Origin of the sequence: Jannaschia sp. 2305UL9-9 (assembly GCF_041403465.1) — a bacterium.
Classification (GTDB): Bacteria; Pseudomonadota; Alphaproteobacteria; order Rhodobacterales; family Rhodobacteraceae; genus Jannaschia.
Map to the genome: position 1 here is coordinate 29,492 of NZ_JBGEHM010000007.1, position 12,134 is coordinate 41,625.

Sequence of the window (12,134 nt, forward strand, 5' to 3'; positions counted from 1 at the left end):
GGCAGGGTTCGTGACGGGGGGGTCAGGCCGGATCCTCCGAACCTGCGCCCGCTGCATCAGGTGCCGCCATCTCGCCGCCCTGACGCCCCTCGTCGCGGCCCGACAGCAGATAGTGGCCAAGGGCGGTCCAGCCCGCCTCGGCGACGTCGCGGTTGGCGATGTAATATCCCATGCTGGAAAAACGCGGTCCGGGGTCGCGCCCCTCCAGACCTCCGGCCAGGACGTAATGCTCCAGCGGGTCCATCCCGATCTGGCCGACATCCGCATTGCGCTCCAGGTACCAGGCGGCGTCGAACAGGGGGCTGTCGGCGATGGCGGCGCGCTGTCGGTCCTGCGTGGCATCCGGTGCGGCCCCGCTTGCCTGCGCCTCGGCACGGGCGGCGCGGACGCGGGCCAGAATGGCGCGCACCTCGTGGCGGGCCTCGATCCGGGCGGCCTGCTGCGCCAGAAGATCGGCCTGTGCCGCGCGCTCCTCCTCCAGGATGCGGGTCAGGGCCGCGATCTCGTCGAACCGTTCGGCCAGGGCCGCCTGCAGGTCTGCGATCTCCTGGCGCAGCAGGGCCTGCACCTCCGCCTCGGATGTCTGCGTGTCACTCGTGGCCATGTACTCTCTCCCCCCATCGGTGCGCGACGGACCTCGTCTGTATCGGCCTCCACCCGGCAATGCCAGTGGGGTGACCGCGGGCCGGTCGCACCGGGGACAACGCCGCCGCCCCGTCACCGGGTCCCGGGGCCACCATCCTGTCGCCGGCCGCGCCGGGGCGGTGGCCCCCGCTCATCCTGACGCCTATGGTGCGGCGACCACCACAGCCCCTGCGCCAGACGGACCGCCCCATGACCCACGACGACCAAGTGACCGCCCTGCAGGCCAGCGACCTGATGGACGAGGACTGGTACCTGGACCGGTACCCGGATGTGGCGCAGGGGACGTTGTCACCCGTGGAGCATTACCTGCGATACGGCGCGCGCATGGGGCGCGATCCGGGGCCGGGCTTCGACAGCCGATCGTACCTGATGGCCTATCCGGATGTGGCCGCCACGGGCATGAACCCCCTTGTGCATTACCTCGTGTCGGGCGCCGCCGAGGGGCGGCAGCCGCGCCCGCACCCCCTGATGGTGGGGATGCTGGCGGTGCAGCGCGCGCGCGGGCGCCTGCTGACGCTGGGGTTCACCGATATCGGCCTGGCGGAGCTGTCGGCCATCGCGGACGATCACCCCCTGCCCCAGGTGCGTGCCGCCGCCCTGCGCGAAAGCGCGCTGTGGCACATGCGGGCGGAGGCATGGGCCACCGCCCTGCCCCTTCTGGAACGCGCCCACGACCTGACGCCCGAACCCGGATTTCGCGCAACCCTGGTGACCGCGCAGCTTCTGTGCCGGGCGGCGGATGGCGACCGCGCCGGGGGGCGCGTCCTGTTCGACCGGGCGGCCACCGCCGGTCTGGTGACGGCCGATGGCCTGCTGGCCCGCGCCACCCTCGAGGAGACACCCGACGACCGCCTGCCATGGATCAACCGCGCGCTGGAGCGCACCGGCATCCCGCCCCTGATCCTGCGGGGGGACGGCCCCACGCCCTATGACCGCCTCGACGTGGCACAGGCGCCGCCGCCCGCCGCGGCCGGCGGTCCCCGCGTCACCGTCCTGATCGCGGCGCACAATGCGGCGGCGACCCTGCCCACGGCGCTGCGGTCGCTGACGGCCCAGACCTGGCCCGAGCTGGAGATCCTCGTGCTGGACGATGCCAGCACCGACGACACCATCGCCGCCGCCCAAGCCCATGCCGCCCACGATCCCCGCATCCGGGTGGTGCCGCTGTCGGTGAACGGCGGGGCCTATGCCGCCCGCAACGCGGGCCTGGCCATGGCCACCGGCGAATTCGTCACGCTGCACGATGCCGACGACTGGTCCCACCCCCTCAAGATCGAGACACAGGTGGCGCATCTGCTGTCTCATCCCGGACAGATCGCCTGCACCTCCCAACAGGCGCGGATGCGCGACGACCTGCGGTTCACCCGCTGGACGGGTCGCTGCAGCTTCGTGATCCACAACACCTCGTCGCTGATGCTGCGCCGCGCACCGGTGATGCGGGCCCTTGGCGGCTGGGACGAGGTCCGCTTTGCCGCCGACAGCGAGATGTTGCGCCGCCTGCGCCTGACCTTCGGGGCCACCTCGGTCACGGACATGGCCACCGGACCGCTGTCGTTGCAGCGCGACGGCGACACCTCGGTCGTGGCGGATGCGGTGCGGGGGATGAACGGGTTCTATTACGGCGTGCGCAAGGAATATTTCGACGCACAGACCTGGCACCACCGGCAGGCCCGGGGCAACGGCGCGCTGTGCTATGCCCCCGGCACGCGGCCGTTCCCGGTGCCCCCGATGATGCGCCCCGACCGCCCGGACCCGGATGCCCCCATGCGGGCCGATACCGTGATCGCGGGCGATTTCCGCGGCCCCGGCCCGGCGCTGGACCGCGCCATGTCGATCATCGACGAAGCCCGCGCCACGGGCCGCATCACCCTGCTGGTCGAGGCATGGGATCCCGACATCGAGGGGCCACCCCGCATCCACGATGCCCTGCGCGCGCGGATCGACGGCACCACCTGTCGCGTCCTGGTCTGGGGCGAACGGGCGATCTGCACCCGGTTCGTGCACCTGTCAGGGCGGCTGGACGGACGCTATGTTCCGGCCGTCGAGGTAGTCGAACACGCGGATTAGGGACGCGGTTGCCCGGATGTCAGGCGCCTTCATCCAGCAGGGTGCGGTGGAACCGGTACAGCAGCAGCATGCCAAGCGCGCCCAGCACCAGAGACACGCCGTAGACATAGACCTGCGACACGTGGATCGCGTCGTATTCCACGTACAGCCCCTCGCGCATCTTGGAGATCATATGCGCCAGCGGGTTCCACATCAGCGCATCGCGCGGCCCTTCGGGCAGGTTGTCGATCAGATAGAAGATCCCCGAGATCAGGAACAGCGGCCGGTTCACCACCGCCCAGATGAACGGCCACAGGGAAAACATGCTCATCAGGTAGCAATTGACCAGCCCGACGCAGGTGCCGAACACCACCGTCATCGCGATCGCCTCGAAGATCGCCACGTAGTCGATCAACTGATGCAGGTCGTAGGCGATCAGGATGCCGCCCAGCACGAGGATCGTGATCATCAGCTGCGTCAGCACGTTCAGCAGCAGCCGCGCCACGATGGCATCCACGAAGGTCACGTTGGGATACGACAGCAATGGCCGCGAATAGCGGATCGCGTTGCCCACGTTGGCCGACGTCGTCTGGTAGAAGGTGAACGTCAGGATGCCCGTCGCGAAGAACAGCGGGAAATTGTCGCCCAGCGGCGGATTCCGCGTGATGTAGGACAGCACGGCGGTAAACACGAAGACGCCCGCGATGGGTTCCAGGATGGCCCAGACGTATCCCCCCGGCGACCGTCCGTAGGTCGATGTCATCTCGCGCAGGATCAGCGCCATCACCGACCGGCCGAAGGTGAACCGCGCCCTGCGGGGAACTGGTATGGCCATGGCGCGATGCTCCGTTGGGCTTTGCAAACTCCGCGCGGTCTCTATATCGGGTACGCGGGGCGACGGCGACCCCGGATGTCCGCATCCCCGCCGGGCCTGTCCGCCACGTCAGGAGAGTTCGATGTCGCAACCGCCAGCCCCGACCCCGGCAAATTCCGCGGCCTCCGCTCAGCCGAAACCCGCGCAGCCCGCACCCGCAGCCGCCAAGCCCCCCCCAAAAAAGGGCCGCAACACCCCCCCCGGCGCCGGGCCCGCACGCCTCAAGAAACGCCATTACACCGGCTTCATGACCTTCCTGCTGATGGTGGCGGCGCCCCTGATCGCGACGATCTGGTACCTGCAGACGGTGGCCGCGGATCAATATGCCTCCTACATCGGGTTTGCCGTCCGGTCCGAGGAACTGGACAGCGCCCAGAGCCTTCTGGGCGGCCTGAGCGCGTTGTCGGGCACGTCGTCGTCGGACACCGAGATCCTGTATGAATTCATCCAGAGCCAGACCATGGTGCAGCGGGTCTCGGAGAGGCTGGACCTGCCGGCGATCTATGCGCGCCCCGAATACGACCCGATCTTCGCCTACGAGCCGACCGGCCTGATCGAGGATCTGCACGATTACTGGGGCCGGATGGTGGATGTCAGCTTTGCCTCGGGCACCGGGTTGCTCGAACTGCGCGTGCTGGCCTTCGATGCCGAGGACGCCCATGCCGTCGCCACCGCGATCGTCGAGGAATCCTCTCGCATGATCAACGACCTGTCGGCCATCGCCCGCGAGGATGCCACGGAATACGCCCGCGACGATCTGGACGTGGCCATCGGGCGCCTCAAGACCGCCCGCGAGGCGCTGACCCGGTTTCGGTCGGAAACGCAGATCGTCGACCCCATGGCCGACATCCAGGGACAGCAGGGGCTGCTCAACTCGCTCGAGGAACAGCTGGCGACCGCCTTCATCGACCTGAACCTGCTGTTGCAGGGGGGCGCGGCCAGCACCGATCCCCGCGTTCAGCCCATCGAGCGGCGGATCGCCGTCATCACCGACCTGATCGAGCAGGAGCGGCAGAAATTCGGCGTCGGCGGGTCCAGCCGGATCGACGACGACCGCGATTATTCCACCCTTGTCGGGGAATTCGAGCGCCTGACCGTCGATGTGCGCTATGCCGAGGATACCTATATCAAGGCGCTCAATTCCGTCGACGTGGCCATCGCCGAGGCCGCCCGTCAGAGCCGGTACCTGGCCATCTATGCCGAACCGTCGATGCCGCAGAGCCCGCGTTACCCGCAGCGCGCCATCCTGATCCTGCTGACGGGTGCGGCCCTGCTGCTGGTCTGGTCGATCGCGATGCTGGTGTATTATTCCCTGCGCGACCGTCGCTGAGACTTGAGGGAGGGACCGCGATGATCGAGCTGCGCAACCTGACCAAGACCTACCGCCTGAATGGCGTGTCCAAGGTGGTGGCCAACGACATCTCGTTCACCTTTCCCACCGGGCGCAGCGTCGCGTTGCTGGGGCCCAACGGTGCGGGCAAGTCCACCATGCTCAAGATGATCGCGGGCACCTTGCAGCCCGACAGCGGAGAGATCGTCTCCACGGGCACGATCTCCTGGCCCGTGGGGTTCGCGGGGTCGTTCCACGGCGATCTGACGGGGGCCCAGAACGTGCGCTTCGTGGCGCGGGTCTATGGTGTCGACACCGATGAGATGATCGATTTCACCCGCGATTTCTCGCAGCTGGGGGCGCATTTCTTCCTGCCGGTGCGGACCTATTCGTCGGGCATGAAATCACGGCTGGCCTTTGCCATGTCGATGGCCGTGCCCTTCGATACCTACCTGATCGACGAGATCACGGCCGTGGGCGACGGCGCGTTCAAGATCAAGTCGGAGGCCATCCTCGAGGATCGCCTGCAACAGTCCGGAGCGATCATCGTGTCGCATTCGCTGCAACAGATGGAGCGGATGTGCCAGTCGGGCGTGGTGCTGCAGAACGGGCGCTTCTTCTTCTACGAACGGGTGCAGAAGGCGGTCGAGCATTATCAGCACACGATGCAGGGCAACTTGCCGCCCTGGATGCGCTGAAGCCGCGCATCTTCAAACGATTTGCGCTGAAGCCGCGCATCTTCAAGCATCCTGCGCCGAAGCCGCGCATTGCCGAACGTTCTGCGCCGGGCCCCGCGCCCTGGGACCTCAGCGCAGGCGTATCCGCAGGATGCCTTGGCCGTCGTCCGCTTCCTGCATCCAGATGCCGCCCACCGGAACCGCCTCTGCCGCGCGGGGCAACCGCGCAGGATCGAGGATCAGGGTGTCGTCCGTGACCTGCAGGACGGGACCGTCCTGACCGGTCGTGACCGCAAGGCCCGCCTCCGACAGGGTCAGGGCCGCCCCCGTGCCCGCGCCGCTGCGCATCTCGATCCTGCGCGCTGCCGTCAGCTCCCAGTCGCCGCCGCCCCGCGCCGTCATCGCCGCCGCCTCGGACACGCCGCCGCGATTGTGCCACCAGCTGATGGACTGGTTCTGTCCCATCTGGAGCGCCCAGGATGCCTGTCGTCCGGTCAGGGCGGAGTTCTGTTCCGTCAACGCGCCTGCCTTGACCACGATCCCCTGGTTCCAGGCCGCCGGATTGGCCGCGATGGTCACGGCGCTGTCGGCGGCATGAACATTGTCATAGACGTCGCCGCCACTGCCCAGCAACAGGCCATAGGTGCGACCGCGGATGTTGTCGTAGGGGTTGATGCGCATCACGGCATTTCCGCGCACCCGGTTCACGGCCTGAAGCTCCAGCGCGATGGCATCGCCCGCGTCGGTCGCGCCGGGGCCGCGTTCGCGCACCGCTTCGGCATAGACCGCGTGGACGGATGACACCGGCGCCGCGTTGCGGTTGGTCGCGTTGACGGCCAGCGCCAGCTTGCGGGCGTCCGCCCCCTCGGCGGCTTCGTCCGCGCCATAGAGAGCGGCGAAAGCCCCGGCGATGTCGTTGGCGGGTGTCTGGGCCAGCACCGCGAGATCGGCCTGCCGCTGTATCCAGGCCACGGGCGAACGGGCGATGAAGCTGTCTTCGCCCAGTTCCGCGTCGCCCAGTTGCAGCTGTCTCTGGGTGCCTCCGGAGGCGGGGCCGAACGTCAGGGCGGGCTGCTGCGCGGGGGCCGCGGCAGGCAGCAGGCAAAGCACAAGGGCAAGAGATCTGATCATTGGGACATGTCCGGGTTTGGGGGGATGTTTCGCGCGCGAAACATGTGGCAGAGTCTTTTTCCGAGCTGAAAAACAGACCCTGAACGCCGGGTCAGGGTCTGTTTCGCGTGTCATCGACGTTTCAGCCAGGCGGCCAGGTCGCGGTGCAGATCGTCGTCCACGCCGGGCCCGGTCAGGGTCAGGCATCCGTCCTGCATCGCAATCTCGACAGGGGCCCGCGGGGGTTTTTCATTTGCGGGTGCGGCGGATGGCCGGGTTCTTGCTGCCGGTTTCACGGCCGCGTCCAGCGCCGCGGCCTCTGCCTCCGGGCTGGTGGGGGCCGCGGCCGCCAGCGCGTCGCGTATCCGCGCAAGGACCGCGTCGTCCCCGACCGCCCGCGACAGGGCCAGCCCGCGCTTTTCCGACAGGGCCGTGGGAAAGCGCAGCACCCCGTCCAACGCGACGACGAGGTCCACGAAGCTGCCGATCTTGGAGCGTTTCGCGCGCGAAACATTGGCGAACAATCCGCGCAGGGCGGCGCGCCGGTCCGGGTAGGCGCCAGCATCCACCGACCGCTGCACGATGCGCGCCCGCTCCCAGAAGGAGATATCGGCGCGGATCTCGTTCTCCTCGACCATGGCGACATAGGCTTCGGCCTGGCCTTCGCGCGGAACGACGCGCGCGATCACCTGGGCAAATCGCGCCTCGCCCGTCTCGGCGGACAGGTGCTGCAACGCGCGCAGCCGCCGCATCCCCGCGATCAACCCATAGCGGTCGCGGGGATCCCCCGTCAGGCGGACCACGTCGATGGGCACCTGCTGGCCCCGGGCGCGGATGCTGTCGATCAGGGCGGCCATGTCGGGGTCATCCGCCATGGTCGCCGCATCGTCTTCGGCCATGATCCGGTCGCGGTGCAGATAGCCGGCGTCGATGCGCGCAAGCGGCAGCAGGCTGAGCATCAGGCCATCGGCGCGGGCGCGGGCGATATAGGCCGTGATCTCCTCCAATGCCGCCGACTGCGCCGCATCTCCGGACACCTGCGCCACGGGGGCGGGGGTGGCCAGTCCGGGTCGTGCCATGGCGGGGGCGGCCCCGGGCGCGGACCGGGGCGCGTCCTTCGTCTCTTCGGGGCCGGAGGTGGCCTGGGGCAGGGGGGTCAGTCGTTTGCGCTTGGCCATGGGAAACCCTTCGTGATGTCGAGGCCGCAGAGGGTACCGCAGAGCATCCCCCTGTCATGTCTTTTTCGGGTCACCCCGCGCCACCCGCCGCGATCGCATCCGGCGCCGCATCGGTGTCGCCCTGCTGGCGTGACAGCTCGTCCCTGCGCCATGTCCCCACCAAGAGACGCTTGAAGGCAGCATAGGTCTCATCGAAGGTGGCCCGCCCGCGGGCATATGTCTCGCGGTTGAAATCGCGGTAGTCGGCCTCGTAGATGGCGCGGGCCTGTTCGCCCGCCTGTCCGATCAGGGCGGTGAAATCCTGTCGGTGCGGCGACAGGGTCGGCCCGAGGTAGCTTTGCATCAAGGCCGCCATCTCGCCCTGCTGGGCGCCGTCGTAGCGGGTCAGCACCGTGCGCACCGCATCCCATTCGAAGGCAAGCCCATCGCGGCCGAGGGCACGGGCGGCGATGTTCTCTCCCTCCTCGATGGACCCGAAGGTGGCGTGCAGCATGTCGAAGAACCGCCCCGTCGAGTCGAACTCGAGAAACGAGGCCCCCATCGGGACCAGCAGGATATCGGCAGCCGACAGGCCGTTGATCGTCAGGTAGCCGAGCGCCGGCGGCGTATCGAGCAGGACGACGTCGTAGGCCTCCAGCAGGCCGGCCTGATCGAGCATGTCCGGCAAGGCATCCCACAGCTTCCAGCCGCGCGACTGCATCCGCCAGACGGGGATCTGGAACTCCGCCCAGTAGAGGTTCAGCTGCGCGCCGATCAGGTCGATGTTCGGCCAGTGGGTTTTCTGGATCAGGGTGTTCGGATCCACCTCCATCGCCGCCGCCACGGTGTCGTCCAGCGGCACCGGCCCCTCACCCCGGTCGAGCCGGGCCTGGTTGGTGCTGCGCAGATGCTGGCCGTAATGGCGCGCGATCATGGGAAACACTGTCTGCCATTCGTCCGCCACCCGTCCGCCGAAGATCGAGGTCATCGAGCCCTGGCTGTCGAGGTCGATCACCAGAACGCGGTAGCCATCGAGCGCCGCCGACATCGCCAGGTGGGCCGCCGTCGACGTCTTGCCGACCCCGCCCTTGAAGTTGGCGACGGCCACGACCTTGGCCGGCAGACCCTTGGGGCGATACGGCAGATAGGTCTTGGCCTTGGACCCGGCCGCGCCGAAAAACGCGCGCAGGCGATGCACCTCGTCGAGGGTGAACCAGCGGGCTCCGCCCTCCGTCTCGGTCCGTCCCTGGGGCAGGTCCGGGTTGCTGCGCACCACGCGTCGGAAATGCGCCGCCGCCACCGGGATCAGGTAGCGCGTGATCTCCCACGTGGAGAACAGGCGCAGGCTGCGGGCCCCGTCCTCGCCCAGCCCCCGCCCGGCCAGGTCGTCGCGTCCGCGTCCGCAGGCCTGCGCGATCCGTGCAAAGCCGGCGGTGTCGGTGGGCGTGCCCAGTTCTGCCAGGGCGGTATCGGGGTCTATGTCGAAATAGGCGGGCAGGGCACTGGCCCCTGCCGGTTTGGCGTTCTTCATGACTCGGAGCCCAATGTAACGTGTTTTCGCAAAGGTACCTGAAAAGGCGGCACATGCCAGCGTTTTCGATCCGATGCCCGTGATGGCCCTGACCGGATATGTGTTATTTGGTGTTATAAGGGTGTTACGCCGGGGATGTCTTTGAAAAACCCGCGCGTAATCCCCTGATATCCTGTCGGATCCGCAAGATCCCGAAAGACGGGGCGATTCCGAAACCACGTCGCTGCGACTCTGAAACCACGAGGCCGCGATTCCGAAACCACGGTTCGGCGGACGGCCTTGGCACGCGATGCTGGACAGGGCCTGTGGATATCTCTAGCGTCGGTGTCATCGAAACCACGATGCCGGCAGATCGCGGACCACGCGGCACCCCCCGGTTTCTGGGCAGTGATCGGACAGGCAATGACGGATCTGACGGCAGGCGGCCGCGCGGCCGCTGTTGCGGGCATGCGCCCGCAGGCACCTTCCATGGCACCACCGGGCGGGTTCTTTCTGTGCGATGTGCTGGACGCGATCCCCAAGGGGGACATGGCGACGATGGAGCATCCGGTGTTTTCCCTGTCGACCCGGCCCGACCTGCGCATCCTGTCCTATGCCCACAACGGCGCCGAGATCACGGTGACGCCGTCGGTCAAGGGGTTGGCCACGATCCATGACAAGGACATCCTGATCTATTGCGTCAGCCAGCTGATGGCGGCGATCAACGCGGGCCGCGCCGTGGGCCGGACGCTGCACCTGCGGGCCGCCGACCTGATGGCGGCCGTGGGGCGCGAGACATCGGGCGACGGATACCGCCGCCTGCGCGAGGCGTTCGAGCGGCTGGCGGGCACGCGCATCACCACCAACATCGCCACCGGCGACACCGAGACGACGACCGGTTTCGGCCTGATCGACAGCTGGGAGATCGTGCGCCGCACGCCGCCGGGCCAGAAGGGGGGCGGGCGCATGGTCTCGGTCGCCGTCACGATCAGCGAATGGCTGTTCCGGGCGGTCTGCGCCAAGTCGGTCCTGACACTGAGCCGCGACTACTTCACGCTGCGCAAGCCGCTGGAACGGCGGATCTACGAACTGGCGCGCAAGCATTGCGGGCGGCAACCGGCGTGGCGCATCTCGGTCGAGGTGGCGCACCGCAAGTCCGGCAGCGCCTCGCCCCGGCGGGTGTTCCGCAAGATGCTGCGCGACATGGCCGAGGCGGATGCCCTGCCCGACTATCACCTGGAGATGGAGGACGAGGCGGACGTCCTGCGGGTGCGGCCGCGCGATCACCTGCTGGAGGAGGCACCGCAAGCGGCCCCCCGCCCCACCCCCGAGGCACTGGAGGCAGCGCGCGCCCTGATGCCGGGCCACGATGTGCATGCCCTGGAAGCGGAGTGGCGCGGCGTCTGGGCCGCGACCGGCCGGCGGCGCCTGCGCTCGGCGGATGCGGCGTTCCTCGGCTGGCTGCGCAAGCGCCGGGCGAATGGCTAGACCCCGGCGGCGCCCGGGGCAGGGGGGGGCGTGCGCAGCCCCGCCCGCGTCAACCTTCCGTTAACCCCCCGCCTTTGCCGGGGGGGTGATTAACACCTCGTTAACCGCGCATTCCAAGGGTCGCCCGGTCATCCCCTGCCCGAGGTTCCCCCCATGGCCCAATCCACCCCCATCCTTGACCTGCCCCTGATCCAGGCGTCGCAGGCGCAAAAGCACGTCACCCACAACGAGGCGCTGGTCGCGCTCGATGCGCTGGTGCAGCCGGTGGTCGCCGACCTGGACCGCACGGAGCCCCCCCAGACCCCGGCCGAGGGCGACCGCCATGTGGTGGCCGCCGGGCCCACCGGGGCCTGGGCCGGGCAGGGCGGTGCCATCGCGGCGTTTCTGGGCGGTGGCTGGGTGTTCCATCGCCCGGCGGCCGGCTGGCGCACGCATGTCTTGTCGGTGGGGGCGGATGCGGTCTTCGACGGCACGACCTGGCAGGTGGCGGTGGGCAGCGGTCCGCAGACCACGCTGGGCCTGAACGCCACGGCCGATGCGACCAACCGCCTGGCGGTGGCCGCCGATGCGACCCTGCTGACCCATGACGGCGCGGGCCACCGGGTCAAGATCAACAAGTCCGCCGCCACCGACACCAATTCCCTGCTGTTCCAGACCGGGTTTTCGGGCCGGGCCGAAATGGGCTGTGCCGGGGACGATGCCTTTTCCGTCAAGGTCAGCACCGACGGCGCCGCCTGGACGCAGGCGCTGCGCTTTGATCCCGCGACGGGCACCGCATCGGGCGCCGCCGTGCAGCAGGCCCCCGACGATGCCACGCCGGGCCGCCTGATGCGCGCCGACTGGGGCTATGGCCCCGCGACATTGCTGGCGCCGGTATCGATGACGGCGGGGGTGCCGACGGGCGGCGTCATGGAACGCGGCGAAAACGCCAACGGCACCTGGACCAAGCTGGCGGATGGCACGCTGATCTGCACCGGCCTGCTGACACTGGCGGGGGGCAGTTCGGCGCGGGTGGGGGCGGTCTGGACCTTTCCGGTACCGTTCATCGCCCCCGGACCCACGGGCCTGAGCAGTCATCTCGACATGGATTCGGTCGATGACGACTGCACCCCTTCGATCACCAGCCTGGGCGTGCTGACCCATACGGCGATGTCGGCCACCTCGGTCGAGATCCGGCAATACCGGGTTCTGGGCATGACCGATTTCGCCCCCGCCGATCAGGCCCGTTGCCGGGTGATGGCGATCGGACGCTGGGCCTGAGGGCGCGAAGCCTGCGTGGTTCCCGGATTTTACGCCT

At 68.6% G+C, this 12,134-nt stretch carries 10 protein-coding genes; 5 read left to right on the forward strand and 5 right to left on the reverse strand.

The genetic code is table 11. The features are described 5' to 3' along the window. Positions 1–22: 22 nt before the first annotated feature. Entirely contained in the window at positions 23–604 is a 582-nt protein-coding gene (locus V6N07_RS17415) for a hypothetical protein (protein WP_371158145.1), read from the reverse strand. Positions 605–834: 230 nt separating this feature from the next. On the opposite strand from V6N07_RS17415, the gene V6N07_RS17420 reads away from it, so the two are divergent. Beyond that, entirely contained in the window at positions 835–2,712 is a 1,878-nt protein-coding gene (locus V6N07_RS17420) for a glycosyltransferase family 2 protein (protein ID WP_371158146.1), read from the forward strand. Between the two features lie 19 nt (positions 2,713–2,731). Here V6N07_RS17420 and V6N07_RS17425 read toward each other — a convergent pair whose 3' ends face one another. Next, positions 2,732–3,526: an ABC transporter permease gene (locus tag V6N07_RS17425; protein WP_371158148.1), complete on the reverse strand. Its 795-nt coding sequence runs from the start codon at positions 3,524–3,526 to the stop codon at positions 2,732–2,734. Positions 3,527–3,812: 286 nt separating this feature from the next. Here V6N07_RS17425 and V6N07_RS17430 point away from each other — a divergent pair, with 286 nt between their 5' ends. Beyond that, the gene (locus tag V6N07_RS17430; RefSeq protein WP_371158149.1) at positions 3,813–4,895 is read left to right on the forward strand and encodes a sugar transporter; all 1,083 of its coding nucleotides are present in this window, start codon (positions 3,813–3,815) and stop codon (positions 4,893–4,895) included. A 20-nt stretch (positions 4,896–4,915) separates the two neighbouring features. After that, positions 4,916–5,593 (forward strand): ABC transporter ATP-binding protein, encoded by a 678-nt coding sequence (locus tag V6N07_RS17435; RefSeq protein WP_371158151.1) that lies wholly within the window; start codon positions 4,916–4,918, stop codon positions 5,591–5,593. 108 nt (positions 5,594–5,701) lie between these two features. Here V6N07_RS17435 and V6N07_RS17440 read toward each other — a convergent pair whose 3' ends face one another. From V6N07_RS17440 to V6N07_RS17450, 3 genes are all read right to left on the reverse strand, one after another. Further along, a complete protein-coding gene (locus tag V6N07_RS17440; RefSeq protein ID WP_371158153.1) occupies positions 5,702–6,703 on the reverse strand; it encodes a hypothetical protein in 1,002 nt (333 codons plus the stop codon). A gap of 110 nt (positions 6,704–6,813) precedes the next feature. After that, positions 6,814–7,860 (reverse strand): ParB/RepB/Spo0J family partition protein, encoded by a 1,047-nt coding sequence (locus tag V6N07_RS17445; protein WP_371158155.1) that lies wholly within the window; start codon positions 7,858–7,860, stop codon positions 6,814–6,816. A 70-nt stretch (positions 7,861–7,930) separates the two neighbouring features. Continuing rightward, complete coding sequence (locus V6N07_RS17450; RefSeq protein ID WP_371158157.1) at positions 7,931–9,370, reverse strand: AAA family ATPase; 1,440 nt, start codon at positions 9,368–9,370, stop codon at positions 7,931–7,933. A 447-nt stretch (positions 9,371–9,817) separates the two neighbouring features. Between V6N07_RS17450 and V6N07_RS17455 the strand changes: the two genes are divergently transcribed. Continuing rightward, on the forward strand, positions 9,818–10,837 hold the full coding sequence (locus V6N07_RS17455; RefSeq protein ID WP_371158225.1) for a replication initiator protein A: 1,020 nt from the start codon (positions 9,818–9,820) through the stop codon (positions 10,835–10,837). A gap of 153 nt (positions 10,838–10,990) precedes the next feature. Then, positions 10,991–12,097, forward strand: coding sequence for a DUF2793 domain-containing protein (locus tag V6N07_RS17460; RefSeq protein WP_371158159.1), 1,107 nt, complete (start codon positions 10,991–10,993; stop codon positions 12,095–12,097). Positions 12,098–12,134: the final 37 nt, after the last annotated feature.